Origin of the sequence: Pseudomonas sp. ICMP22404 (assembly GCF_006227205.1) — a bacterium.
Taxonomy (GTDB): domain Bacteria; phylum Pseudomonadota; class Gammaproteobacteria; order Pseudomonadales; family Pseudomonadaceae; genus Aquipseudomonas.
Genome location: NZ_VCNG01000005.1, coordinates 81,953 through 105,307, shown reverse-complemented (window position 1 = coordinate 105,307; position 23,355 = coordinate 81,953). Strand labels below are relative to the sequence as shown.

24 protein-coding genes, 1 pseudogene and 1 riboswitch are annotated in these 23,355 nt (G+C 61.0%); of the genes and pseudogenes, 11 read left to right on the top strand and 14 right to left on the bottom strand.

Annotated elements, in window-relative coordinates:
* Nucleotides 1-11 precede the first annotated feature (11 nt).
* The 3 genes from FGE05_RS11195 to FGE05_RS11185 all read right to left on the bottom strand — a co-directional run bounded on the left by FGE05_RS11195 (nucleotide 12) and on the right by FGE05_RS11185 (nucleotide 4,768).
* Nucleotides 12-1,871 carry a DUF1302 domain-containing protein gene (locus FGE05_RS11195; RefSeq protein WP_139644875.1) on the bottom strand — a complete coding sequence of 620 codons (1,860 nt, stop codon included), beginning with the start codon at nucleotides 1,869-1,871 and terminating at the stop codon, nucleotides 12-14.
* Between the two features lie 333 nt (nucleotides 1,872-2,204).
* Nucleotides 2,205-3,887 (bottom strand): fatty acid--CoA ligase, encoded by a 1,683-nt coding sequence (locus FGE05_RS11190; protein ID WP_139644873.1) that lies wholly within the window; start codon nucleotides 3,885-3,887, stop codon nucleotides 2,205-2,207.
* Nucleotides 3,888-4,138: 251 nt separating this feature from the next.
* Nucleotides 4,139-4,768 (bottom strand): LysE family translocator, encoded by a 630-nt coding sequence (locus FGE05_RS11185; protein ID WP_139644871.1) that lies wholly within the window; start codon nucleotides 4,766-4,768, stop codon nucleotides 4,139-4,141.
* Nucleotides 4,769-4,905: 137 nt separating this feature from the next.
* Here FGE05_RS11185 and FGE05_RS11180 point away from each other — a divergent pair, with 137 nt between their 5' ends.
* From FGE05_RS11180 to FGE05_RS11170, 3 genes are all read left to right on the top strand, one after another.
* The gene (locus FGE05_RS11180; protein WP_139644869.1) at nucleotides 4,906-5,871 is read left to right on the top strand and encodes a 2-hydroxyacid dehydrogenase; all 966 of its coding nucleotides are present in this window, start codon (nucleotides 4,906-4,908) and stop codon (nucleotides 5,869-5,871) included.
* Nucleotides 5,872-5,904: 33 nt separating this feature from the next.
* Nucleotides 5,905-6,903: a class I SAM-dependent methyltransferase gene (locus FGE05_RS11175; protein ID WP_139644866.1), complete on the top strand. Its 999-nt coding sequence runs from the start codon at nucleotides 5,905-5,907 to the stop codon at nucleotides 6,901-6,903.
* 51 nt (nucleotides 6,904-6,954) lie between these two features.
* Nucleotides 6,955-7,073: riboswitch (yybP-ykoY riboswitch) on the top strand.
* A gap of 90 nt (nucleotides 7,074-7,163) precedes the next feature.
* Nucleotides 7,164-7,748 carry a TMEM165/GDT1 family protein gene (locus FGE05_RS11170; RefSeq protein WP_041020600.1) on the top strand — a complete coding sequence of 195 codons (585 nt, stop codon included), beginning with the start codon at nucleotides 7,164-7,166 and terminating at the stop codon, nucleotides 7,746-7,748.
* A gap of 153 nt (nucleotides 7,749-7,901) precedes the next feature.
* Here FGE05_RS11170 and FGE05_RS11165 read toward each other — a convergent pair whose 3' ends face one another.
* The gene (locus FGE05_RS11165) at nucleotides 7,902-8,717 is read right to left on the bottom strand and encodes a M48 family metallopeptidase (protein WP_139644865.1); all 816 of its coding nucleotides are present in this window, start codon (nucleotides 8,715-8,717) and stop codon (nucleotides 7,902-7,904) included.
* Nucleotides 8,718-8,934: 217 nt separating this feature from the next.
* On the opposite strand from FGE05_RS11165, the pseudogene FGE05_RS30390 reads away from it, so the two are divergent.
* Together FGE05_RS30390 and FGE05_RS30385 are read left to right on the top strand one after the other, a co-directional pair.
* Nucleotides 8,935-10,215, top strand: a pseudogene (locus FGE05_RS30390) (HAMP domain-containing protein); the annotation flags it as partial.
* Between the two features lie 15 nt (nucleotides 10,216-10,230).
* Entirely contained in the window at nucleotides 10,231-11,073 is an 843-nt protein-coding gene (locus FGE05_RS30385; RefSeq protein ID WP_373682468.1) for a methyl-accepting chemotaxis protein, read from the top strand.
* 129 nt (nucleotides 11,074-11,202) lie between these two features.
* Here FGE05_RS30385 and FGE05_RS11155 read toward each other — a convergent pair whose 3' ends face one another.
* From FGE05_RS11155 to FGE05_RS11145, 3 genes are read right to left on the bottom strand one after another with little or no spacing between them, the layout of a single operon-like run.
* The gene (locus tag FGE05_RS11155) at nucleotides 11,203-11,826 is read right to left on the bottom strand and encodes an SOS response-associated peptidase (protein WP_139644860.1); all 624 of its coding nucleotides are present in this window, start codon (nucleotides 11,824-11,826) and stop codon (nucleotides 11,203-11,205) included.
* Between the two features lie 35 nt (nucleotides 11,827-11,861).
* Complete coding sequence (locus tag FGE05_RS11150; RefSeq protein WP_041020608.1) at nucleotides 11,862-12,122, bottom strand: putative signal transducing protein; 261 nt, start codon at nucleotides 12,120-12,122, stop codon at nucleotides 11,862-11,864.
* Nucleotides 12,123-12,133: 11 nt separating this feature from the next.
* A complete protein-coding gene (locus tag FGE05_RS11145) occupies nucleotides 12,134-12,316 on the bottom strand; it encodes a CPXCG motif-containing cysteine-rich protein (RefSeq protein WP_139645260.1) in 183 nt (60 codons plus the stop codon).
* Nucleotides 12,317-12,456: 140 nt separating this feature from the next.
* On the opposite strand from FGE05_RS11145, the gene FGE05_RS11140 reads away from it, so the two are divergent.
* Nucleotides 12,457-13,623: a 1-acyl-sn-glycerol-3-phosphate acyltransferase gene (locus FGE05_RS11140; RefSeq protein WP_139644858.1), complete on the top strand. Its 1,167-nt coding sequence runs from the start codon at nucleotides 12,457-12,459 to the stop codon at nucleotides 13,621-13,623.
* 148 nt (nucleotides 13,624-13,771) lie between these two features.
* Here the strand turns inward: FGE05_RS11140 and FGE05_RS11135 are convergent, their stop codons facing one another.
* Nucleotides 13,772-14,056 (bottom strand): hypothetical protein, encoded by a 285-nt coding sequence (locus FGE05_RS11135; RefSeq protein WP_139644856.1) that lies wholly within the window; start codon nucleotides 14,054-14,056, stop codon nucleotides 13,772-13,774.
* A 291-nt stretch (nucleotides 14,057-14,347) separates the two neighbouring features.
* On the opposite strand from FGE05_RS11135, the gene FGE05_RS11130 reads away from it, so the two are divergent.
* On the top strand, nucleotides 14,348-14,554 hold the full coding sequence (locus tag FGE05_RS11130) for a hypothetical protein (protein ID WP_041020607.1): 207 nt from the start codon (nucleotides 14,348-14,350) through the stop codon (nucleotides 14,552-14,554).
* Nucleotides 14,555-14,686: 132 nt separating this feature from the next.
* On the opposite strand, the gene FGE05_RS11125 is transcribed toward FGE05_RS11130, so the two are convergent.
* Nucleotides 14,687-15,271 carry a YajG family lipoprotein gene (locus FGE05_RS11125; RefSeq protein ID WP_047701387.1) on the bottom strand — a complete coding sequence of 195 codons (585 nt, stop codon included), beginning with the start codon at nucleotides 15,269-15,271 and terminating at the stop codon, nucleotides 14,687-14,689.
* Between the two features lie 201 nt (nucleotides 15,272-15,472).
* On the opposite strand from FGE05_RS11125, the gene FGE05_RS11120 reads away from it, so the two are divergent.
* On the top strand, nucleotides 15,473-15,706 hold the full coding sequence (locus tag FGE05_RS11120) for a hypothetical protein (RefSeq protein WP_139644854.1): 234 nt from the start codon (nucleotides 15,473-15,475) through the stop codon (nucleotides 15,704-15,706).
* 735 nt (nucleotides 15,707-16,441) lie between these two features.
* Nucleotides 16,442-17,947, top strand: a complete 1,506-nt coding sequence (gene mqo / locus FGE05_RS11115) for a malate dehydrogenase (quinone) (protein WP_139644852.1) — start codon at nucleotides 16,442-16,444, stop codon at nucleotides 17,945-17,947.
* Nucleotides 17,948-18,004: 57 nt separating this feature from the next.
* On the opposite strand, the gene FGE05_RS11110 is transcribed toward mqo, so the two are convergent.
* The 3 genes from FGE05_RS11110 to FGE05_RS11100 all read right to left on the bottom strand — a co-directional run bounded on the left by FGE05_RS11110 (nucleotide 18,005) and on the right by FGE05_RS11100 (nucleotide 19,491).
* Entirely contained in the window at nucleotides 18,005-18,466 is a 462-nt protein-coding gene (locus FGE05_RS11110; protein WP_139644850.1) for a hypothetical protein, read from the bottom strand.
* A 190-nt stretch (nucleotides 18,467-18,656) separates the two neighbouring features.
* Nucleotides 18,657-18,944 (bottom strand): PA4642 family protein, encoded by a 288-nt coding sequence (locus FGE05_RS11105; RefSeq protein ID WP_139644848.1) that lies wholly within the window; start codon nucleotides 18,942-18,944, stop codon nucleotides 18,657-18,659.
* Nucleotides 18,945-19,005: 61 nt separating this feature from the next.
* Entirely contained in the window at nucleotides 19,006-19,491 is a 486-nt protein-coding gene (locus FGE05_RS11100; RefSeq protein WP_041022098.1) for a hypothetical protein, read from the bottom strand.
* A gap of 171 nt (nucleotides 19,492-19,662) precedes the next feature.
* On the opposite strand from FGE05_RS11100, the gene dauA reads away from it, so the two are divergent.
* Nucleotides 19,663-21,402 carry a C4-dicarboxylic acid transporter DauA gene (gene dauA / locus FGE05_RS11095; protein ID WP_139644846.1) on the top strand — a complete coding sequence of 580 codons (1,740 nt, stop codon included), beginning with the start codon at nucleotides 19,663-19,665 and terminating at the stop codon, nucleotides 21,400-21,402.
* A 115-nt stretch (nucleotides 21,403-21,517) separates the two neighbouring features.
* On the opposite strand, the gene FGE05_RS11090 is transcribed toward dauA, so the two are convergent.
* Together FGE05_RS11090 and FGE05_RS11085 are read right to left on the bottom strand one after the other, a co-directional pair.
* Entirely contained in the window at nucleotides 21,518-21,991 is a 474-nt protein-coding gene (locus FGE05_RS11090) for a WbuC family cupin fold metalloprotein (RefSeq protein ID WP_139644844.1), read from the bottom strand.
* Between the two features lie 3 nt (nucleotides 21,992-21,994).
* A complete protein-coding gene (locus tag FGE05_RS11085) occupies nucleotides 21,995-22,552 on the bottom strand; it encodes a hypoxanthine-guanine phosphoribosyltransferase (RefSeq protein WP_041020499.1) in 558 nt (185 codons plus the stop codon).
* Nucleotides 22,553-22,714: 162 nt separating this feature from the next.
* Between FGE05_RS11085 and upp the strand changes: the two genes are divergently transcribed.
* Nucleotides 22,715-23,353, top strand: a complete 639-nt coding sequence (gene upp / locus FGE05_RS11080) for a uracil phosphoribosyltransferase (RefSeq protein WP_024778135.1) — start codon at nucleotides 22,715-22,717, stop codon at nucleotides 23,351-23,353.
* Nucleotides 23,354-23,355: the final 2 nt, after the last annotated feature.

The following is a 23,355-nucleotide window of genomic DNA, read 5'->3' as shown; positions in this document are numbered from 1 at the left end:
GAATACGGTGCTTAGAAGGTCACGCCGACGCTGAGCGCCAGGAAGTCGCGATCGTCCACGGTGCTGAAGTCGCCACCAAAGAAGTTGGTGTAGGCCAGGCTCGCGTTGTAGGTGTTCTGGTACTCGGCATCCAGCCCGAGGCTGACGGCCTTGCGGCCTTCCTCGAAGTTGCCGCCAGGGCCTGGCGAGTAGCCTTTGACGTCATGGGACCAGGCCACGTTGGGCTTGAGGTTCACGCCGGCGAAGACGTCCGGGTATTCCCAGATGGCGCGGGCGCGGTAGCCCCAGGAAGTGGCGGTGGTGAAGCCGTCGTTGTTGCAGTTGCTGTTCACACCGCCAAGAGTCTGTCCGCCGCCTGCTGCAGTGGAGGCATTGAGCGCTTGGCAGGATCCGTTGGGCAGTTCACCCGGACCAAACACCGGGTCGCGACCGTAGCGGGCCTCGGACCTGCTTTCCAGGCCTCCCACATGCGTTACGCCTACTTCACCCACCAAGGTCAGGCGACTGGCCCCCATAACCTGGTCGAGGAAGTGGGTGAAGGTCGTTTGAAACTGGGTGATTTCCTTGCGGCTATAGCCATGCAGATCCTGGCCCGGAACGCCCGTAAGTACCGACGCGTTGGCCAAGGGCCCACCGATCGGACGGACGCCAGCAAAAAGAATGTCGGTAGTACTCAGCTGTACCGGTGCGTTCGGGCGATAACTCAACTCACCGCTCCACGCCGTGCCGGTAGGCAGGGTGGTGGAGAAACTCAGGCCATAGAGACGGATGTCTTCCGGGTACTCAACGAAGTAGTTGGAGTTGCCGGCCACAATCAGGGGACGCAGTGCCGCCAACGGACCCAACGGAGCCGTGTAGAACTGTGCCGGCGCGCCCGTGGCGCTGAAAATCGGCGCCCGGCTGTGGTAGTTCATGAAGTAGGCACCGAATTCGGTGTCCAGAGGCTCGAACATGTACTTCATGGACGCCCCCCACTGGCCGCTGTCACGGGCATCGCGATCCGGGCCACGACGCACCAGCACGCCTTCCTCGTTGACGTCGACCCCTCGCGCGGCCAGGGCGGGCAAGGCAGCACCAGGAATCGTGGAACGCTTGTTCAGCACCCGGAGGTTATCCGTACAACCATCGGCAATCACATCCGGCTGGGAGAAGAATGTCCCGCAGTTATCGACAACCGTCTGGTCCCACTCCAGTTGATAGAACGCCTCAGCCGACAGGTTGTCGGTCAGGCTCTGGGACACATAGAACATGTTGACCGGAATCAGGCCTTCCTTGATCTCGGCACCGGGACGACGGAACGCGGACACGTCGACCGGGTTGATGGAGTTGATGCCGCCCTGGATGAAGGTACTTTCACCCCAACTGACGACCTGCTTGCCCAAGCGAACGGAGCCTGGCTGATCGGCAATGGCGTAGTTGTGGTAGACGAAGGCATCGAGAATCTGCCCGCCGGAGGACTTGGCACCTTCCTTGCGATTGTTGTCGCTGATGTCCTTGTACAGACGATTCTCGTCCTTGAGTTCGAAGTCGTACCAGTACTTGCCTCGCACAAACACACCGGTATCGCCGTACTTCAGCTCCAGGTCATGAATACCCTTGAAGATCTTCGAGAAGGTTTCCCCGCGCTTGAAGTTCAAGTGACCGTCATCAGAGGTCTGGGACAACCCCCTGCCACCGTTGTTGACGCCGATCAGGTCCTTGTTGGCATGGGCCGTGGACCAGCTCGCCCCCACCGACAGGGAAGAATCGAACTGGCCCTCGATTTCACCGATGTTGAAACTGACGCCGAATGCAGGCCCGGCGAGCGAAGAGGCGAGACTGACCGCCAGAGGCAATTTTGCCCGGCGCCAGAACGTGTTTGCAGAGGTCATTCGACACTACTCCATGTTCTTTATTGTTATGGCAGGGGGTATTTTCAAGGAACGTCTTCGACGACCAGCGACAGGGTTGCGGCACTCATTCAAAGTCGCATCGCCCGTTCGTGCAGGAGGCCCATTCTTGAAAATCCTTGAGCGGACTATAGCTAGCAGGTAGTACGGCTTGATCCCTCTAAAGTGTGATTTGCAGCCCCCGACCACTCTGGAACAGTCCTTTGCCAGGCCGACACCTGTCGGCACGGCAAGGATGGCTGAAATTGGCGGTTTGACAAGGCAAGCGCTTGCTCGGTGGGGCTGCCGTGCCCTTTCGGACACGGCAAGGAGACCTCAAAGCGTGGACAGGAAGGCGCTGTTGTTGCTCTGCCATTCGGCGATGTCGACGCGGATGCGTTTCTTGTCGAGCTTGCCAACGCTGGTCTTGGGAATTTCCGTAACAAGGGCGATCTGGCTCGGGATCGCCCACTTGCTCAGGTGTCCCTGTTCGACAAATGGCTTGAGGTGTTCCTTGAGCTCGCGAGCCCCGATCTGATGCCCATCGTGAATCACCAGCAAGGCAAACGGGCGCTCCCCCCACTGTGGATCGGGAATACCCACCACTGCCACTTCGCGTACCCCCGCGTGACGGCTGATGAGGTCTTCCAGGTCCAGGGACGAGATCCATTCGCCCCCCGTCTTGATCACGTCCTTGATACGGTCGCGGATGTCGATGAAGCCCATGCTGTCCAGCGTAGCCACGTCACCGGTGTGCAGCCAGCCGCCGGCCCAGAGCTCGGCGCCCTTCTGCGGTTCGTTGAAGTAGCCTTCGGTAAGCCAGGGTGCACGCAGCACCAGCTCGCCCTGGGTCTCGCCATCGGCCGGCAGGAACCGGCCTTCGGCATCGACGATCGCCGCCTCCACCAAGGGGCCCGGCACGCCAGCCTTGATCCGGTAGCTGATGCGTTCGTCTTCGCTGCCGGCCATCAACTCGTCGTTGAGGTGGGCGCAGGACACCAGCGGGCCGGTTTCCGACATGCCATAGGCGGCGGTGAGCTGGATCCCCCTGGCCTTGGCGGCTTCGTACAGGCTGCGATTCAGGGCACTTCCGCCGATGACGATTTTCCAACCGCCGAAATCGGTGCCCTGAGCACTCTTGGCGTTGAGCACCATCTGCAGGATGGTCGGCACGCAATGGGAAAAGCTGACCTTCTCCTTGCGCCACAACTGAACCAGGAGCTCGGGGTCGTAGCGGCCGGGATAGACCTGCTTGAGGCCGAGCATAGTCGCCACGTACGGTAGGCCCCAGGCATGAACGTGGAACATTGGCGTAATCGGCATGTACACATCGTTGGTGCCCAGCAACCGCACGCTGTCGATGGCGCCCATGATGGTCGCCTCGCCCAGGGAATGCAGCACCAATTGCCGGTGGGTGAAGTAGACGCCCTTGGGATTGCCCGTGGTACCGGTGGTGTAGAAGGTCGTGGCGACGGAGTTTTCGTCGAAGTCCTGGAAGTCGTAGACCGGGCTGGCAGCCGCCAGCAACTGCTCGTATTCGCCCACCAGGTTGGGCAGGTCGGCGGTTTTCTCCGGCAGGTCGGTCAGCAGCAGGGTCTTCTCCACCGTGGTCAGGTGCCCGGCAATGGCCTGGTACAACCCGACGAACTCGCTGTTGACCAGCACGAAGCGGTCCTCGGCGTGATTCATGGTGTAGACAATCTGCTCCGGTGACAGCCGCACGTTGATGGTGTGGATCACGGCGCCGATCATCGGGATCGCGAACATGCATTCCAGATAGCGATGGCTGTCCCAGTCCATCACCGCCACGGTATCGCCCGCCTTGACCCCGGCCTCGGTCAGCACGTTGGCCAACCGTGCCACCCGTTCGATCAGCGTCGGATAGCTGTAGCGCAACTGGTCACGGTAGACGATCTCGCGGGTTTTCTCGTAACGCACACCGGACATCAGCAGCCGCTTGATCAGCAGTGGATATTGATAAGCGCCTTCGGCGGGAGGAATAACGCGAGTCTGCAACATAAGAATCCTTTTCTGACTGCATGGTCGTGACTGGAGGTAAGCACTCTAGAGGGCTTATACACCGTTCAAATCAGCCAAAGGAATGATTTGATCGCTCGGCAAATACTGGCCCAGAGCCATCCACCCACCCATTCCGGATACTTTGAATCTGCAATCCCACCGGGACTGTCACCGCCAGTGTCCAGGCGGCAGAAGGCCAAGAAGATCGCAACCTCCTGCAATGGCGGCAAAAAAAAGAGCGGGCGAACCCGTCAATGCGCTTCGGTAAACGCCAGCTTCACACCGATGGCAACCAGTACCGCACCCATGGTCCGATCGAACCAGTGGCCCATGCGGGCGAATCCGGCGCGCACCCGCTGCTGGCTGAACAGCATGGCCACCAGGCAGAACCAGGCGGCCGTTGCGACCGCCAGGTACACACCGTAACCGGCCTGGATCGCCAGTGGTGTATGAGGGTTGATCACGACGGTGAACAGCGACAGGAAGAACAGCGTCGCCTTGGGGTTCAGGCCATTGGTGACGAAGCCCGAGGTGAATGCGCCGCGGGCGGTCCGTTCGCCAACTTCCTTGTGCAGATTTTCCTCGCTCGGCTTGGCCGGTTGTGCCCGCAGCGCCTTGAAGCCGATGTACAGCAGGTACGCGGCGGCGGCCCATTTCAGCGCGTTGAACAGCACAATGGACTGCGACACGATCAGGCCGATGCCCAACAGCGAATAGCCTACGTGCAGGAAAATCGCCGTGCCGACGCCCAGAGCCGTCCAGGTCCCGGCCCGGCGGCCATGGGTCACGCTTTCGCGCACCACCACGGCAAAATCCGGCCCGGGACTGGCAACCGCCAGCAGGTGGATCAGCGCGACGGTGAGGAATTCGGTGAGATACATGGCGGGCTCCTTGACTCAATTTCGAAACGGACATCGACTTCTGTGGCGAGGGATTTATCCCCTCGCCACAGGGCCGCAATTCATCTGATAGGCTCGTCACCTTACGCCTTCGGTTCCAGACTAAAAAGGTACAGCTGATGACAAATACCGGCCGCGCGGTTTTCCTCGACCACCCTTCCCTTGATCTCGGCGACCTGGATCTGGCCCCGTTGCGCAATTGCTTCGACGAACTGCAACTGTTTGCCCGCACCACGCCGAACCTGGTGATCGAACGACTCAAGGGCGCCACCGTGGCGATCACCAACAAGGTCGTGATCGATGCCGCCGCCATGGCCGCCAGCCCCGAATTGAAGCTGATCCTGATCAGCGCCACCGGTACCAACAATGTCGACCTCACGGCAGCTCGCCATCACGGCATTACAGTGTGTAACTGCCAGGGCTACGGTACGCCATCGGTCGCCCAGCACACGATCATGCTGTTGCTGAACCTGGCGACGCGACTGGCCGATTATCAGAAGGCGGTGGGCGACGGGCGCTGGCAACAGGCCTCACAATTCTGCCTGCTGGACTATCCCATCGTCGAACTGCAAGGCAAGACCCTGGGCCTGCTCGGCCACGGCGAACTGGGCAGTGCCGTCGGGCGGCTGGCGGAAGCCTTCGGCATGCGCGTGCTGTTGGGCCAGATCCCCGGACGTCCTGCCCGTCCTGACCGCTTGCCGCTGGATCAGCTGTTGTCGCAAGTCGATGCCCTGACCCTGCACTGCCCACTCAATGAACATACCCGCCACTTCATCGGCGCGCGGGAACTGGCGACGCTCAAGCCCGGCGCTTTCGTGATCAACACCGCCCGTGGCGGCCTGATCGATGAACAGGCCCTGGCTGACGCCCTGCGCAACGGTCACCTGGGCGGCGCGGCCACCGATGTGCTCAGCGTGGAGCCGCCAACCCAGGGCAATCCGCTGCTGGCCAGCGACATTCCCCGCCTGATCATCACGCCTCACAACGCCTGGGGCAGTCGCGAGGCGCGGCAACGGATCGTTGGCCAACTGACGGAAAACGCCCAAGGCTTTTTCAGCGGTACAGCGCGACGGGTCGTCAGTTGATAAACTGCCGCACTTTTTTTCAAGGAGCAGACCATGGATCCGCGCAGTGAAGTACTGCTTCGTCAGCCCGAACTATTCCAGGGGTCGGTCCTGCTGGCCGGCCTGCCCGCCGACGACCTGCTCGGCCGCTTGCCCGACGCCCATGGCTGGTGCTGGCACGCGGGCGATCAGGCCGCACTGGACGCCCGCTTCCCCGAGCGTAGCCACTTTGGCGTAGACGCCCCTTCCCGTGAGTTCGACAGTGCGGTGGTATTCCTGCCCAAGGCCAAGGACCTGACGGACTACATCCTCAATGCCGTGGCCTCGCGCCTGGGCGGCCGCGAAGTGTTTCTGGTGGGGGAAAAGCGCAGCGGCATCGAAGGTGCTTCCAAGCAGCTCAACCCGTTCGGCAAACCGCGCAAGCTCGACAGCGCGCGGCATTGCCAACTGTGGCAGGTCACCGTCGCCAACGTTCCAGAGGCCAAGCCCCTGGAAAGCCTGGCCCAGACCTACGAGTTGCCCCTCGAGGAAGGTCCGCTGAAGGTCATCAGCCTGCCGGGGGTGTTCAGCCACGGTCGCCTGGATCGCGGCAGTGCGCTGCTGCTCGAACACTTGGATAAATTGCCCAGCGGCCACCTGCTGGACTTCGGATGCGGTGCCGGTGTGCTCGGGGCGGCCGTCAAGCGTCGCTATCCGCACAACACCGTCACCTTGCTGGATGTGGACGCTTTCGCCGCCGCCAGCAGTCGCCTGACCTTGGCTGCCAACGGCCTGGACGCCGAGGTGCTGACCGGTGACGGTATCGATGCCGCGCCGATGGGCCTGAACGCGATTCTGAGCAATCCGCCGTTCCATGTCGGCGTCCACACCGATTACTACGCGACGGAAAACCTGCTGCGAAAAGCGGCCAAACATCTGAAAAACGGTGGGGAATTGCGTTTGGTTGCGAACAGTTTCCTCAAATACCAGCCGCTGATCGAAGAACATCTGGGCGTGTGCACCATCAAGGCCGAGGGCCAGGGCTTTCGCATCTACCGGGCCAAGCGCGGTTGAAAGCTTTTTAAGACACAGCACTTGCCCAATCGGATTTGCCTAGGCAGAATCCGCAGCGTCCTAGGGGAGTAGTCTCCCGCGAGCACCCTGCTCGCCCGGCATACGTCAACATACTTGGTCAGCAGACCATGGCGTATGCGGCCCAAGCGTCCGGAACCGGTCGCAGGGTTTGACAAGACCTATGACACGCACACCTTACCCGGGGCGGGGAGGCTGTACGTGTCATAGCCGTGTCGACCCGCCCCTCTAGGAATCACCTGATGCTGGACTCTTTCCTCGTACCCACCACCATCGTTGCGCTGGCCGAAATCGGCGACAAGACCCAATTGCTTGCGCTCGTCCTGGCGGCTCGTTTTCGCAAACCCTGGCCGATCATCGCCGGCATTGTCGCCGCGACCCTGGCCAATCATGCGGCAGCCGGAGCCGTGGGGGCCTGGGTGGGCAGTATTTTCTCGAATGCGGTGTTGCACTGGATCCTGGCAGCGAGCTTCGCCGCCACCGCGCTGTGGACCCTGGTTCCCGACAAACTGGACGATGAAGAAGCGAGCACCGCGCGCAAGTTCGGCCCCTTCCTGACCACGCTGATCGCGTTCTTCCTGGCGGAAATCGGCGACAAGACCCAGATCGCCACCGTGATGCTCGCCGCGCAGTACCCGGAATTGTGGCTGGTGATCATCGGTACCACCGTGGGTATGCTGATTGCCAATGTGCCGGTGGTACTGGCCGGCAATTTCGCCGCCGATAAGCTGCCGCTCACCCTGATCCGCCGCCTGGCCGCCTCGGCATTCTTCATCCTGGCGATTGTGGCGGTGTACAAGGCAATGCAGAGCAGTGGATGGGTTTGATCAGGTAGGCAAGTAATACCGTGCCATCGTTCATCGCGAGCAGGCTCGCTCCCACAGGGGATTTGCAGTGCCCACATTTTTTGTGAGCACCGCGCCCAATGTGGGAGCGAGCCTGCTCGCGATGAGGCCAGCGGCCTCACCACATAAGAAAGGTTACTTCTTGGCCTGCTGGTAAAGCGGCATCACCTTTGGAATCGCCGCCTGCAACGAAGCGATCCGGCTGCTGGACGCAGGGTGAGTGCTCATGAACTCCGGTGGCGCGCCTTCCGAGGCCTTGCTCATCTTGTTCCACAAGGCGATGGCGGCGTTCGGGTTGTAGCCGGCGCGAGCGGCCAGTTCGAGGCCGATCAGGTCGGCTTCGTTTTCGTTGGCACGGCTGTTGGGCAAGGTCATGCCGTAGTTGGCCACGGTGTCGGCCAGCGCCAGGCTGTCCTGGCCCAGGCCGAACAAGGCACCGGCGCCCTGCTTGGCCATCTCGATGCCGTAGGCCTTGGACATTGCTTCACGCCCGTGCTCACGCAGGGCGTGGGCGATTTCATGGCCCATGACCGCGGCGATTTCATCGTCGGTCAGCTTCAGCGAGTCGATCAACCCGGTGTAGAAAATGATCTTGCCGCCTGGGCCGCAGTTGGCGTTGAGCTCATCGCTCTTGATCAGGTTCACTTCCCACTTCCACTGCGCCGAGTCCGGACGGAAAACCGGGGCCTGGGCGATCAGTCGGTCGGCAATGGCCTGGACGCGCCTGGCTTCGCTGCTGGTCTTGTCGAGCGCACCCTGGGTGCTCGCCTCGCCGACGGTCTTCTGATAGGACTGGGCGTACATCTGGTTGACCTCATCGGTCGACAGCATGCTGAACATGTACTGCTTGCGCTCCACACCCACGGCGCCGCCGCTGGTGGTATTCACCGATTGGCAACCGGCAAGCAACAGGCTCGTGCCGAGGACACTCACCATCAACGTCTTGTGCATATTAAAGCTCCCTGGAAACGTGGGCGTATCCTATGCGGTGATTTGTATCGGCGCCAGATACACAACGACGGATTACCGCTATTTCGCACAGATCCCACCCCCGCTCCATTAGCGACACTCACGATTCAAAAACAGTCACCCGACGAACAACGCCTCATGCCGCCCCCTATGGACGCCGATACAAGCTTCAGACGTCATCCTCGCGTCCGGAGCCTTTATGAAATTCAAGTCGATCCAGTTTTCCGTGGCCGCCCTGGCCGGTGCCATCGTGCTCAGCGTGGTCGGGGCCCTGGTCCTGTACGCGTTGTTCGCCGGGGCCCGCACCCAAGACATGGTGCAACAACGGACCAAGGCGCAGTTCGAACAACTCATCGAACAACGCCTCAGCGCCCTGGCCCGTACCCAGGCCAGCCTGATCCAACGGGAACTGGAAGCCCCACTGCAGCTCGCCAAGGGACTTGCCACCACGAACGCGCTGATGGGCATGAAGGGCACGGACGGCAACCCACAGTTGAAGATTGCGCGCGAGCAGATGATCAGCCTGCTGCGCGAAACCGTGGTGCGCAATCCAAAAGTCCTTGGCGCCTACATCGCCTGGGAGCCGAACGCCATCGACCACGATGATGCCAACTACGTGAACAGCCCCGTGGTGGGCATGGAAACCAACGGGCGTTTCCTGCCGTGGTGGTTCCGTAACCAGGACGGCACCCTGGGCCTGGAAAAACTGGCCGATGTGGCCGATCAGAAACTCCTGTCCACCGGTATCCGCGCCAGTGAGTACTACCTGTGCTCCCAGGACAGCAGGAAGGCCTGCGTGATCGACCCGGCGCCCTACCGCGTCGGCGACACCATGACCATGCTCGCCTCGTTCATCGAGCCGATCCTCATCGACGGCAAGTTCCAGGGCATCGTCGGGGCAGATCTGTCGGTGAACTTCATCCAGGACATGCTCGTGGCCGCCGATGCCAAGCTGTACAACGGCGCCGGGGAGTTGGCGCTGCTCTCCAGCAATAACCGCCTCGTGGCATTCACGAAGGACCCGAGCAAACTCGGGGAAAAGGCCAGCGACCTGCTCAACGCCAGTGAACTGGACAACCTGGGCAAGCTCAGTATCGGCGAAGTACGTTACGACATCGATGAGGAGCATGGGCACATCGAAGTGTATATGCCGTTCGGCATCGGCGAGACCAACGCCCGCTGGACGCTGATGCTGCAATTGCCGCTGAATGCGGTGATGGCCGACCTGCAAGCGTTGCAGAAAGACCTGAACGATCGACGCCAGTCCGATATTTTCGGCATGGCGATGGTAGGCCTGGTGATTGCCGGCATCGGTCTGCTGGTGATCTGGCTGGTGGGCCATGGCATCGCCCGGCCACTCAAGCAAATGGTGGCCATGCTCGATGACATCGCCCAGGGTGAAGGCGACCTGACCCGTCGCCTGGTGAGTGATCGCGCAGACGAACTGGGCGCGATAGCCAGGGGCTTCAACACGTTCCTGAGCAAGCTGCAGGGGATGATCACCCAGGTGGTGACTTCGGTGCAGAGCGTCAGCGATTCATCGGAGCACACCGCCGACATCGCGATCCGCACCAACCAGGGCGTGCACAAGCAAATGTCGGAGATCGACCAGGTCGCCACCGCCGTGCACGAGATGACCGCTACGGCCCAGGACGTCGCCCGCAACGCGACCCAGGCCGCCCAGGCCGCCAGTCACGCCGACCAGGCCGCCAGCCAGGGCATGCAGATCGTACGGGATACGTCCACGTCCATCGGCGCCCTGGCCGTGGAAATCGGCAAGGCGGTGGGCGTGGTGCAGACCCTGGCCAAGGACAGCGAGAACATCAACGCGATTCTCACCGCCATCCGTGGTATTGCCGAACAGACCAACCTGCTGGCGCTGAACGCCGCCATCGAAGCCGCCCGGGCCGGTGAACAGGGCCGCGGATTCGCCGTGGTGGCTGACGAAGTGCGCAACCTGGCGCAGAAGACGCAGCAGGCCACGGAAGAAATCCAGTCGATGATCCAGCAATTGCAGCAGGGTACTCGGGACGTGGTACGGGTGATGGAGGACAGCCAGCACCGCACCGATGAAAGCGTGCAGCATGCGGCGAAAGCGGCCCAGGCCCTGGAAACCATCACCCAGGCGGTGTCGGTGATCAATGACATGAACACCCAGATCGCCAGCGCTGCCGAGGAACAAAGCGCCGTGGCCGACGACATCAACCGCAACGTCATCAACATCGGGCAAGTGGCGAATGAAGTGGCGGGCGGCGCGGATGAATCCAGCGCCGCCAGTGCCGGCTTGACCAAACTGGCGGAGCAGCAGCGGCGGTTGATCAATCAGTTCAGGGTCTGATCCAGAACCGCTATCGCGAGCAGGCTCGCTCCCACAGGAGGTTGCGGATGTTCACAAAGATGTGTCCACCGCAATGACCCTGTGGGAGCGAGCCTGCTCGCGATAGCGGCAGTAAAGGCACCACAGGCCTCAAGCCGGGGTCAGGCATTCCGGTCCGTTGAGCTTCGGGTCGTTGACCATGTTGGCCAACACCCGCTCACGCAATTGTGCCGGTTCGCTTGCCAGCAGCCCTTGCAAGGCATGCAGCGGCGTTTCGGGATCGAGCCACAGGCGCTGGCCCTCTTCGTCCAGGATCAACGGCCTGCGTTGCCCCGCCGCCGGCTGGGTGATGACCGCCGTGCTCAGCCACACCTGTTCCTGCACGGGATACGCTTCCCATATCGCGGCAAAAAACAACGACGAACCCTCTCCCGGCGTCAGCCAGTAGGGCCGCTTGCGTGTGCCACCGCGCCATTCGTAGAAGCCGTTGGCCGGCAGCAGGCAGCGACGCAGGCGCAGGGCTTCACGGAACATCGGCTGCTCGGCCACGGTTTCGGCGCGGGCGTGGGCCGGAGTACGGGACAGATCGGTCAGCCACGCGGGCGTCAGGCCCCAGCGCGCACGGGCCAACTCGCGCTGCCCCTCGGCACCGGCCCGCAGCATCAGCACCGAATCGTTGGGCGAAATATTCCATTGAGCCTTCTGGTCGGCAGGAAAGCCGGGCAAGGCCGCGAAAGCGGGGTTCCAGCGAAACAGGGCATAACGTCCACACATGGGGCAACACGACTCTTGATCGAACGGCCGCCAGCCTAACAGACCAGCGTGCCGGGATAGCTCTCCGGCTCATCACCGGGCACTGGCATCGCGGCATTGTACGCAACGATGAGCTCCCGGGCGTACTGCGCCTGGTCGTCTTCTACCGCCAGGCCCAGGAGGCCTTGCATCGGCAACTCGCCAGCGCCGCCCACCAGGTCGCGCCCCACCAGATGCGCCGTGATGCCTTCGCTGGCGAGCATGCCTTGCAGCAGTTCGCCCTCCATCAGGCTTTCCAGCTCGTAGATTCGTTGCATGGGCGCCCCCATCAATCGTTTTCAGTGAAGGCCTCGAGAAACCAGTGTTCGTCATGCACTTGCAACCTGAATTTGATCGGTCGGCAACACACCTGACAGTCCTCAACATACTCCTGGTCGCCACCCGACAGATCCACGGTCGTCTCAACCTCTTCACCACAATACGGACAATCATAAAGAGCGGTTTCCAGCATCGCGGTCTCCCAGGTGACTTGTGCGTATAATCGCCGGTCTATTTGCAGGGCTATTTTCGTCTGGCTTATCTTCCAGGCCATGCCCCGTCGTTTTTTCGATCGAACCTTTAACTTACCCTAGCCGTTTCCAACAAGAGAGCATGATGGGCGAATTCGATGCCATCCGACCTTACGACGACAGCGAAGTCCCAGCGGTGCTGGCCCGGCTGCTCGGCGACAAGGCGTTTCTAGATATCCTCACCCACTTCCGCTTCCCGCGCCTGGCCGGCGCATTCGGCTGGATGCTCAAACCTCTTATAGCGCAAAGATTGCGCCGTGAGTTCGCCAGCGTGACATCGGTCGCCACTTTGCAGGATAAAGTCGAGTTCTACGTCGACCACACCATCGAGCGTGCCACCGACGGCGTGACCTATACAGGGGTGGAGCAATTCAAGTCCGGCAGCGCGTACCTGTTCATTGCCAACCATCGCGACATCGTGATGGACCCGGCCTTCGTCAACTATGCGGTGTACCACGCCGGCCTGCCGACCCCGCGCATCGCCATTGGCGACAACCTGCTGCAAAAACCTTTTGTCAGTGACCTGATGCGCCTGAACAAGAGTTTCATCGTGCACCGCTCCATCACCGGACGGCGAGAGAAGATGGCGGCCTACCAGTTGCTGTCAGCGTATATCAACCACTCGATCCGCAACGACTGCGCCTCGATCTGGATCGCCCAGGCCGAAGGGCGGGCCAAGGACGGCGACGACCGTACCGAATCGGCCATCCTCAAGATGTTCCATATGAGCCGCAAGGACGAGCCATTTGGCGAGGTCATCCAGTCGCTGAACCTCACTCCCGTGTCGATCAGTTACGAATACGACCCGTGCGACCAGGCCAAGGCCCGCGAGCTGTACATCCGAGCCACCACCGGCACCTATACCAAGGCACCGGGCGAAGATGATGTGAGCATCGCCAAAGGCATCACTGGATACAAGGGCCGGGTGCACGTGAACTTTGCCGCACCGATCACCGAACTGTTCGAAGACACCAAGCAATTGGCCCAGGAGATGGATCGGCAGATTCTCGGCGGCTACCGCCTGTTTCCGGTGCATTACCTGGCTTACGCCCAGTGGGCCGACGCCGATCCGCAATTGCAGGTTCCGCAGGCGGCCGAGGTATTCGGCGCCGATGAACTGGCCAAGGCGCAGGAAGAATGGCAACGCCGGCTGGATGCGTGCCCGGCGGAACACCGACCGTTCCTGATCCTGCAATATGCAACGCCGGTGCGTAATCAGTATCGGGTGAAGGCGGGGTTGGCGTTGTAACGCGGCATACCTGAGGGAGACCTGTGGGAGCAAGGCTTGCCCGCGATGAAAACGACACGATACTTTCGGAAATCGAGGTGCCTGTTTCGCGAGCAAGCTTTGCTCCCAGGCACCCTCGCCACAAAAGCATCCTTGCTTCCGGTAAATCTCAGCTGATCTGCGTGCTGATCCACGACACCAGCAACGCCAACGCCAGGCAGCCAAAGCCGAATCGGTAGAAAAACCGGTTCATGCGCTGCGTCGCCAGGTCCAGCAACGCTTCGAACCGTTCTTCACCATTGCGATTGCCTGCTTGCAGGCTCGCTCGCGCCCGTTGCTCACGGCGGCGCGTTGCGTGCAGCACCCAGCCGCCCGGGCAGGCAAACAGCAAGGCGAACAAGTTGATCAGTTTGGCCGGGTGGGCGGCGAACAACGAAAGCAGATGCAGCGACATCACAAACCTCAAGGGAAAACGGAACGGAACACGCCCGGGACTTGCGAGCAGGGCGCGGATTCTACCGAAAGCCCACTGCCCTGCCCTGTTTTTTCCGACCTGTGGGAGCAAGGCTTGCCCGCCATAAAGGCGCTTCGATCCTCGGTAACCGCGTCAGCTTCATCGCGTCCAAGCCTTGCTCCCACAGAGCTTCGTTGCTGCGAGGCTGAGCTACGGACTTATGTTCACCGTCACGGTTTCGTCATCTGGATAAGCCACCCTGTCGCCCTCCAAACCTGACCGGACCCCGTCATGCTCCACGCCGAAAACCAGGATCGCCTCTACCTCATCACCCCAAGCGACGAACAGCAAAACCTCGTCGGCAGCCTGTCCTTCAACGTACAGGACCCACATTGGCTGGTGTATTGCGCCCTCGGTGGTCATCAACATGCCGACCTGCCGGAGACCGATCTGCTGACGGGCATCAGTGTGCTGGAACTGTATTCACAGGCCGCCTAGAAAAATCGCGCAAAAAAAACCTGTGGGAGCGAGCCCTGCTCGCGATAGCGGTTTATCAGTCACAGTGATTTCAAATGTGACGCCGCTATCGCGAGCAGGCTCGCTCCCACAGGCGGGGGTCAGGCCCGGATCTTACTCAGCCAGCACCTGGCCAATGGTCGGGTCCTTGAACAGCCGGGTCAGGGCGTCGCTCAACACATCGCTGACCAGCTTGGTATTGGTGTCCTGATTGGGCGCCATGCCGAAACGCTGGTCCAGCGAAGCCCCATAACGACCGCTGTAACGGCGGTTGGCGTTCTGCACGTCGGAACGGAAGGTCGCGCCGATGGTGGCTTCGGTCACGTACATGCCTTCCTTGGGCGATTGATACTTGAGTTCGGCCAGGGTAACGGTCAGCTGTGGAGCATTCATCGCGTTCGCGGTAGGGGTGAAGCCCAGCAAACGCACGGCGGCTTCAGCCTGGGCCTGCAGCTTGGGCAGGATCTGAGCGCCCTGAACCGTGATGACGCTGGTTTCCGGGTACAGCCCGCCGCGGGTGCCGAGCGTCGGCGATGGACGGCCGTCCACCACCCGTACCACCACCGGCTGGCCATGACCCACAGGCGCCAGCTGGGCGTTGAGCTTGGGTTCCGGGTTAAGTTGTTGCGGGCTGTGGGCGCAGCCGACAAGGGTCAGACTGGTCACAGCGATCAAACCGAACAACAGGCGTTGCAACATGCTCTTCTCTCCAGAATCGGGCACTGACAGACCCGCAGTATAGCGGTGCGCCATCGCGGCGAACCAGCCGAATGAATACTGAAATTTCTGACATGTACCGCCAATGCCGGTTCCTGTCACTCCATTGTCACGGTCCTTACACCGGCATGTCATGGCTCGCTGTCAGGCTGCTCACAAGTCCCCCGACACGGAAATCCGACCATGCGCCTTCTCGTCTCCTTGTTCACTCCGCGCCCACAGCATCGCAGCTTCGCCCTGCTGGATCGCAACGGCCGCTGCCAGGCGTTCAAGCAATGCAGCCTGCAACCCATGGGCGAAGGCTGGGTGGAAATCGAAGAAATCCGTCTCAACTGGCTGAATCAGCCTTTACCCGCCAGCGCCCGCGTACAGCCGCTTCGTAGTCGCGCGCGCGGCCGCCAGTTGTTGGCCATCTGACCGAATGGCTAATAAAAGTCATTAAACACGACCATTTTCCTGCGTTTCTTCGTTACAATCTCCCCCCGATTATAAGGACGTCTCCTGATCGGGCCTCGCAACACCGCTGATGCGCTTGCATTGGCACCCCGCATCGCCCACAGAGAGCCGCCCACACAGATCGAGTGAAGCTGGCGCGCCTGCTGTTTCCGGGCCAATCACCACTTTTCGCGAATCTGCAGAGCTGTCATTACGCTCGGTCACTGAGCTGTCTGCCCGTTTTGCCTGTCATGTACTGCATGGGGCAAACAATCCGGACACGGTGCCTGGCTGGGACAGCCCTTTTTTGAGGTTCACGTCTTCAAAAGAGCGTGAAAAAACGGGTTTTCACAACTTCACAAGAGTGTGGCGAGCAAATGAAGAGTTTTGCGTCTGAACAAGCACCATTGGCGTCTGAAACAGCCCAACGACACAGGACCGGATATCGCTCAAGAACCGGCGCCTGAAGCCTGTCCGCTACGGATTTGGTTGCACGAACGGATGTCTCGGCCATAAGTCGAATTGCCTGCCCGGCGCTGAAATGAGTTCATGTGACTCTTGAGGCCAGGCTGCATGCATCCGTAGCAGTTGCAAAAAATTGCGAAGATTCGGACATGGCGATCCTGGCCATGGGTACCTGGGGCGCAACCGACCTGCCCCGCCACTCCTGGCCGCTATGCCGACAATTTGGTGCTGCAGATTTTGGAGACGCGTTAAATGGCGCATAACGAAGCAGTCGATGTAGTTCTGGTAGGGGCCGGCATCATGAGTGCCACCCTGGCCGTGCTGCTCAAGGAGCTCGACCCTGCGATTTCGCTGGAAGTCGTCGAGCTGATGGATTCCGGTGCCGCGGAGAGTTCCAACCCTTGGAACAACGCCGGTACCGGCCACGCCGGTCTGTGTGAGCTGAACTACACGCCGCAAGCGGCCGATGGCAGTGTCGACATCAAGAAAGCCGTGCACATCAACACCCAGTTCGAGGTGTCGAAGCAGTTCTGGACGTACCTGACCCAGAAGAGCACGTTCGGCTCCTCCAAATCCTTTATCGCCCCGGTGCCGCACCTGAGCTTCGTGCAGGGCGAAAAAGGCGTGTCATTCCTGAAGAAGCGCTTCGAACTGCTGAGCCAGCATCACGCCTTCGCCGACATGGAATACACCGAAGACAAAGGCAAGATGGCTGAGTGGATGCCGCTGATGATGCCGGGGCGTCCGGCCGATGAAGTCATCGCCGCCACCCGGGTCATGAACGGCACCGACGTCAACTTCGGCGCCCTGACCAACCAACTGCTCAAACACTTGACCAGCGCGCCCGACACCCAGGTCAAGTACTGCAAGCGCGTCACCGGCCTCAAGCGCAACGGCAGCGGCTGGACCGTAAGCATCAAGGACGTCAACTCCGGTGCCAGCCGCGACGTCGATGCCAAGTTCGTCTTCCTGGGTGCCGGCGGCGCGGCGTTGCCACTGCTGCAAGCCTCGGGCATCGAGGAAAGCAAGGGCTTCGGCGGCTTCCCGGTCAGTGGCCAGTGGCTGCGTTGCGACAACCCGGAAGTGGTCAAGCACCACCAGGCCAAGGTCTACAGCCAGGCCGCGGTGGGCTCGCCGCCGATGTCGGTGCCGCACCTGGATACCCGCGTGGTCGATGGCAAGAAATCCCTGCTGTTCGGACCTTACGCCGGTTTCACCACCAAGTTTCTCAAGCACGGCTCCATCATGGACCTGCCACTGTCGGTACGCGCCGGCAACATCGGCCCGATGCTGGCGGTAGCCCGGGACAACATGGACCTGACCAAGTACCTGATCAGCGAAGTGATGCAGTCCATGGAGCAGCGCCTGGAATCCCTGCGCCGCTTCTACCCCGAGGCGAAAGCCGAGGACTGGCGCCTGGAAGTGGCCGGCCAACGGGTGCAGATCATCAAGAAAGATCCGAAGAAAGGTGGCGTCCTGCAGTTCGGTACCGAGCTGGTGGCAGCCAAGGACGGTACCCTCGCCGCCCTGCTCGGCGCATCGCCAGGCGCTTCGGTGACCGTGTCGATCATGCTGGACCTGATCGAGCGCTGCTTCCCGGACAAGGCCAAGGGAGAGTGGGCGACCAAGCTCGCGGAAATCTTCCCGGCCCGGGAAAAAGTGCTGGAAACCGACGCGGCGCTGTATCGCAAGATCAATGCGCAGAACAACATCGCGCTGGAACTGGTTGAAGACAGCAAGGCTCAAAGTTACGCCTGACCCTCTGTCGTTATAAATAAAAAGCCTCCAACTGATGGAGGCTTTTTATTTCCGCGTTTATTTCATACTGAACTTGATGCGTGTTCCGCCATGACGAACGTAATCGTCGTCATCCTCAATCTCAAACAACTCTGCGACACAGGAATCTTGGGGTTGTGCATCAACCCAACGGCGATAAGGCATTGTTTGCTCATCACTCACTGGAGCTTTGGCTATATGCCCGAAACTGAAGTGGCACTTGCGACTGCCTTGGGTGTAGGTAAAAGACTCCCGCTCGGCGCGCGACTGTGGCAGGTAATAGGTCAGTTCCTGACTCGCGCCGGGACTTACCGAAAAGCCATGGCCTGCATTGGCCGGGTCCTGGGTCCAGGTGAAGTCGCTGCCGGGAACAATCATTGCCGATGTTGCGTTGAAAATCTCCACATTGACGATCTCATCGAACGCATTGGAAACCGAACTTGCCAGGCAACCGAGCAAGGCCAACAACGCCCCAGCGATACATTTGCTTTTATCTTCCATGATGAATACAGCTCCATTAAAACGATTGAATTGAAACCATCCGGTCCCAACGCAAAAGTAATGGAAATCAAACTGAAACAGAACAGTCCGAATGGTGACATAACCTTTCGGACATCTCTTAAAAGAGTATTGAGAAACTAAAAGAAGACGATCAAACGCCCCGAAAGGCGTTAAATCCGCCCTGACACGCTCAGCCGCGCGCCTTGTTGAACAACTCGATGTATTCCTCGGAATTGCGCTGATCCTGGATCAACGCAATGAAGTCGTTACCGTGCTCATCCTTGCCATTGAGGTCATAGCCGGCTTCGACGAAGAAGGTCAGGAAACGCTCGAAATCATCGACCCGCAGGCCACGGTAACCCTTGATCAGTTTGTGCAACGACGGCGAGGTGGCATCGGCCGGTTCGAAATTGAGGAACAGCTTGATCTGTTCATCGCCAATCTCGTCACCAATCACTTGTTTCTTGTCTTTACGCATTGCCGGCTCCAACTCGCACAGTTCACGGGGCAGGCAGTTTACCCCCGGCAGGCCCCGGCGCTCAACGCGGGTGTACCGCTCCGGTGTGCAGATCGGCCCAGACGTGGCCGTTGGCATAGCTGAGGAACTGCACATACACCGTGTCATTGCGCAGCAGATCGATGACCGCCCGATAATGCGCCTGTGGATAAGACAGGGTCAGGGTCTTGCTCGCCTCGTCAAAGACCGGCTTCTTCAGGCTCTTGCTTTCGCCATCGAAGTTGAGGATCACCTGATTGATGGTGGCGCCTTTGTTCAGGGGCTTGCCCTTGAGGCGCACCAGCAACGGCGAAGTCACCGGTATCGGTTGCTGGTTGGACTGACGCTGATTGCCCAGTACCACCGAGTACTCGGTGACTTGCAGCAGTTGCTGCTGTTCGGGCTGCTCCTGGCGCACGGTCAGGTCGTCGGGCGGCAGGAACTGGCTGTGCATCGGCGCGGCAACGGCCACCAGCGGCAGGCTGGAAATCAGAAGCAAGGCGGCACGGCGGCGGATCGATACAATCATGACAGGCTCCGGGATCTTGGCCCCGCACTCTAGCATGAGCATGACCAGTAAAAATAAACGATCCAGGTCAATACCGGGGGACGCCGTAGGAGGCATACTCAAAGGGCCATCATTCTGTCCCTCACCACAGGGAACTCGGTATTGTTTGCCCATTCCTTTTGAGGAGTACCCATGTCCTTCTCCGCGCCACCTCTATTCGCCGCCTGGCGCCAAAGCTGGCGGGCCGGTTATACCCTTGAACGCCTGCGGGGCGACCTGGTGGCCGGGCTGACGGTCGGGATCATCGCCATCCCCCTGGCGATGGCCTTGGCAATCGCAGTGGGCGTGCCGCCGCAACACGGCTTGTACACGGTGCTGGTGGCCGCACCGCTGATCGCCCTGACCGGCGGCTCGCGTTTCAACGTGAGCGGGCCGACAGCGGCATTCGTGGTGATCCTGCTGCCTATCACCCAGCAATACGGGCCAGGCGGCCTGCTGTTGTGCACGATGCTGGCCGGGTTGATTCTGATTGCCCTGGGACTGATGCGCGCCGGGCGTCTGATCCAGTACATCCCTTATCCCGTCATCCTCGGTTTCACCGCTGGCATCGGCGTGGTCATCGCCACCCTGCAACTGAAAGATCTATTGGGCCTGACGACTGTCGGCCAGGCCCGACATTACGTCGAACAACTGGGCGAGCTGATCGTGGCACTGCCGGGCGCCCACCTCGGTGACAGCCTCATCGGCGTCGTGTGCCTGGCGGTTCTGGTCATCTGGCCGCGCTGGGTTCCGCGGGTGCCAGGCCACTTGGTCGCCCTGCTGGTCGGGGCATTGCTGGGCTGGGCACTGGAACGCGGCGGGTGGCCAGTGGCAACGTTGGGGGAACGCTTCAGTTACGTGGTCGATGGCATCAGCCATCCGGGAATTCCACCGTTCCTGCCAAGCTTCGACTGGCCCTGGAATCTTCCTGACGGCCAGGGGCGGCCGTTGGTGCTGTCCTACGACCTGATCCGACAGTTGCTGTCACCCGCCTTCGCCATCGCCATGCTCGGTGCCATCGAGTCGTTGTTATGCGCCGTGGTGGCGGACGGCATGACCGGCAGCAAGCACGACCCCAACGCAGAGCTGATGGGCCAGGGCCTGGGCAACCTGGTGGCGCCGCTGTTCGGCGGCATCACCGCCACCGCCGCGATTGCGCGCAGCGCCACCAACGTGCGCAGCGGCGCATCTTCGCCCTTGGCATCGATCATCCACAGCCTCGTGGTACTGGCGGCGATCATGCTGTTGGCGCCGCTGTTCAGCTACCTGCCCATGGCCGCGCTGGCGGCGCTGCTGGTGATGGTCGCCTGGAACATGAGCGAAGCCGGGCATGTGCTGCACACCTTGCGCATCGCCCCGCGCAGCGATGTACTGGTGCTGCTGACCTGCCTGGGCCTGACGGTGCTGTTCGACATGGTCCTGGCGGTCTCCGTCGGCCTGCTGCTGGCGGCCGGGCTGTTCATCAAGCGCATGAGCGAGCTGACCGACAGCGCCGAACTGCCGCGGCACTTTCACCAGGCGTTACTGGATATGCCTGAGCACGTGCGTTGCTACGGGATTCGCGGCCCGTTGTTCTTCGGTGCGGCAGAAAAAGCCCTGGATGTGCTGCGTCGGTTCGATCCGGGAGTCCGCGTCGTGGTGGTGGAAATGAGCGCCGTGCCGATGCTGGACATGACGGCACTGGCTGCGTTTGAAAACATCCTGAAGGACTACCGCAAGCACGATATCGGCCTGATCCTGGTAGCGACCACGCCGCGAGTGCGCCTGAAGCTACGCCGCGCCGGCATCCATCGCGAACAGCGCCAACTGGCGTATGTGCAGACTCTGGAGCAGGCACGGATCAAGAGTGAGCATTGGCTGGCGGCTTGTGGGAGCAAGGCTTGCCCGCGATGAAGCTGACGCGGTCTGCCTTCGAAACCGAGGCGCCTGTTTCGCGAGCAAGCTTTGCTCCCACAAAAGCCCTGCGCTCCCGCGGGGATAAACCCCCTTGCCACAGGGGGGCGGTGCGTCAGTCGAACTGCGCGCGCATCCAGGCGTGGTACTCAGCCACACCCGACTCGCCTTCCCGGGGCGCCCAGTGGGCCATCTCGCCCTCACCCACTGGCCGGTAAGGGCCGGCCTTGCACTCGAACATCAAGCTGTCGGCTTCCAGCACCACCAGGCCGTGATACACGCCGGCCGGCAGGTCGACGCCGAGGCAATCGCCTCCGGCCTGGAGGATGCGCTTGTCCGTCACCGCACCGGCTTCGTCAAAGATCAACACACCCAGGCGGCCCTTGAGCACCAGCAGGGTTTCTGCCTTGTCGGCACCGAGGTGGCGATGGGGCGGGATGTAGGTGGAAGGTTGCAAACCCACCGCCATCCGATGACAGGGCTCGTCCATCTGATGGAAGTTATGGTGCTGCCGGCCGCGAGGGCTGGCCGCGGCTTTCTCGGCCAGCTCATCGAACAGCGTTTGGTCCAGGAAACCCGGGCGAGTCATCGATCACATGCCCTTGACGGCGAAAATACCGTTGGCGTTGCGCCAGTAACCCTTGTAATCCATGCCATAACCGAAGATGTAGCGGTCGATGCATGGCAAGCCGACAAAATCGGCCTTCAGGTCGGGACGGGCCTTGCGGTCGTGGTCCTTGTCGATCAACACAGCGGTGTGCACGGCGCGGGCGCCGGCATGCCGGCAGAAGTCGATGATCGCGCCCAGGGTGTGCCCTTCGTCGAGGATGTCGTCGATGATCAGCACGTCACGGTCGATGAACGAGACTTCCGGCTTGGCTTTCCAGAACAGGTCGCCGCCGCTGGTTTCGTTGCGATAACGGGTGGCATGCAGGTACGACGCCTCCAACGGGAAGTTCAGGTAGGTCAGCAGCTTGCCGGAGAAGATCAGCCCGCCGTTCATGACACAGAACACCACCGGATTGGAATCGGCCAGTTGGTCGTTGATCTGCGCACCGACCCGGGCAATGGCTGCTTCGACTTCGGCTTCGGTGTACAGGCAATCAGCCTCCGCCATGATTTGACGGATATGCTCGAGATCAGCGGACATGTTGCTCTCCAGGGGTGCAGGTTCGGAAAAGCGGGCAAAGGTACGCATCCCGCCCGGCCAGATCAAGGGTTTGTGGACTAACGTTCTGTATTGTCTATAGGACAAGCCATCGGGATAGATTAATCTAGCCCGGTTTTTTTGCCCGCCGCCGGAGCCCTCCCCATGCCTATCCTCGAGATCCGCCATCCGCTGATCAGACACAAACTCGGCCTGATGCGCCGCGCCGATATCAGCACGAAGAACTTTCGCGAGCTCGCCCAGGAAGTCGGTGCGCTGCTCACCTACGAAGCCACCAAGGACCTGCCACTGGAATCCTACGAGATCGATGGCTGGGCCGGTGCGGTCCAGGTGGAGAAAATCGCCGGCAAGAAGATCACCGTGGTGCCGATCCTGCGCGCCGGCATCGGTATGCTCGAGGGCGTGCTGAGCCTGATCCCGGGTGCCAAGGTCAGCGCCGTGGGCGTGGCTCGCAACGAAGAAACGCTGCAGGCCCACACCTACCTGGAAAAGCTGGTACCGGAAATCGACGAGCGCCTGGCCATGATCATCGACCCGATGCTCGCCACCGGCGGTTCCATGGTCGCCACCATCGACCTGTTGAAAAAGGCCGGTTGTCGCGACATCCGCGCCATGGTCCTGGTTGCCGCCCCCGAAGGCATCAAGGTGGTCCAGGACGCTCACCCGGACGTGACCATCTATACCGCCTCCATCGACCAGAAACTCAACGAGCATGGCTACATCATCCCGGGCCTGGGCGATGCCGGCGACAAGATCTTCGGCACCAAGCAGAAGGACGCCTGAGC

What these genes read in the sequence shown, in the direction of transcription:
- FGE05_RS11195 (WP_139644875.1), bottom strand. Translation starts at nt 1,871, where the DNA reads ATGACCTCTGCAAACACGTTCTGGCGCCGGGCAAAATTGCCTCTGGCG.
- FGE05_RS11190 (WP_139644873.1), bottom strand. Translation starts at nt 3,887, where the DNA reads ATGTTGCAGACTCGCGTTATTCCTCCCGCCGAAGGCGCTTATCAATAT.
- FGE05_RS11185 (WP_139644871.1), bottom strand. Translation starts at nt 4,768, where the DNA reads ATGTATCTCACCGAATTCCTCACCGTCGCGCTGATCCACCTGCTGGCG.
- FGE05_RS11180 (WP_139644869.1), top strand. Translation starts at nt 4,906, where the DNA reads ATGACAAATACCGGCCGCGCGGTTTTCCTCGACCACCCTTCCCTTGAT.
- FGE05_RS11175 (WP_139644866.1), top strand. Translation starts at nt 5,905, where the DNA reads ATGGATCCGCGCAGTGAAGTACTGCTTCGTCAGCCCGAACTATTCCAG.
- FGE05_RS11170 (WP_041020600.1), top strand. Translation starts at nt 7,164, where the DNA reads ATGCTGGACTCTTTCCTCGTACCCACCACCATCGTTGCGCTGGCCGAA.
- FGE05_RS11165 (WP_139644865.1), bottom strand. Translation starts at nt 8,717, where the DNA reads ATGCACAAGACGTTGATGGTGAGTGTCCTCGGCACGAGCCTGTTGCTT.
- FGE05_RS30385 (WP_373682468.1), top strand. Translation starts at nt 10,231, where the DNA reads ATGATCACCCAGGTGGTGACTTCGGTGCAGAGCGTCAGCGATTCATCG.
- FGE05_RS11155 (WP_139644860.1), bottom strand. Translation starts at nt 11,826, where the DNA reads ATGTGTGGACGTTATGCCCTGTTTCGCTGGAACCCCGCTTTCGCGGCC.
- FGE05_RS11150 (WP_041020608.1), bottom strand. Translation starts at nt 12,122, where the DNA reads ATGCAACGAATCTACGAGCTGGAAAGCCTGATGGAGGGCGAACTGCTG.
- FGE05_RS11145 (WP_139645260.1), bottom strand. Translation starts at nt 12,316, where the DNA reads ATGCTGGAAACCGCTCTTTATGATTGTCCGTATTGTGGTGAAGAGGTT.
- FGE05_RS11140 (WP_139644858.1), top strand. Translation starts at nt 12,457, where the DNA reads ATGATGGGCGAATTCGATGCCATCCGACCTTACGACGACAGCGAAGTC.
- FGE05_RS11135 (WP_139644856.1), bottom strand. Translation starts at nt 14,056, where the DNA reads ATGTCGCTGCATCTGCTTTCGTTGTTCGCCGCCCACCCGGCCAAACTG.
- FGE05_RS11130 (WP_041020607.1), top strand. Translation starts at nt 14,348, where the DNA reads ATGCTCCACGCCGAAAACCAGGATCGCCTCTACCTCATCACCCCAAGC.
- FGE05_RS11125 (WP_047701387.1), bottom strand. Translation starts at nt 15,271, where the DNA reads ATGTTGCAACGCCTGTTGTTCGGTTTGATCGCTGTGACCAGTCTGACC.
- FGE05_RS11120 (WP_139644854.1), top strand. Translation starts at nt 15,473, where the DNA reads ATGCGCCTTCTCGTCTCCTTGTTCACTCCGCGCCCACAGCATCGCAGC.
- mqo (WP_139644852.1), top strand. Translation starts at nt 16,442, where the DNA reads ATGGCGCATAACGAAGCAGTCGATGTAGTTCTGGTAGGGGCCGGCATC.
- FGE05_RS11110 (WP_139644850.1), bottom strand. Translation starts at nt 18,466, where the DNA reads ATGGAAGATAAAAGCAAATGTATCGCTGGGGCGTTGTTGGCCTTGCTC.
- FGE05_RS11105 (WP_139644848.1), bottom strand. Translation starts at nt 18,944, where the DNA reads ATGCGTAAAGACAAGAAACAAGTGATTGGTGACGAGATTGGCGATGAA.
- FGE05_RS11100 (WP_041022098.1), bottom strand. Translation starts at nt 19,491, where the DNA reads ATGATTGTATCGATCCGCCGCCGTGCCGCCTTGCTTCTGATTTCCAGC.
- dauA (WP_139644846.1), top strand. Translation starts at nt 19,663, where the DNA reads ATGTCCTTCTCCGCGCCACCTCTATTCGCCGCCTGGCGCCAAAGCTGG.
- FGE05_RS11090 (WP_139644844.1), bottom strand. Translation starts at nt 21,991, where the DNA reads ATGACTCGCCCGGGTTTCCTGGACCAAACGCTGTTCGATGAGCTGGCC.
- FGE05_RS11085 (WP_041020499.1), bottom strand. Translation starts at nt 22,552, where the DNA reads ATGTCCGCTGATCTCGAGCATATCCGTCAAATCATGGCGGAGGCTGAT.
- upp (WP_024778135.1), top strand. Translation starts at nt 22,715, where the DNA reads ATGCCTATCCTCGAGATCCGCCATCCGCTGATCAGACACAAACTCGGC.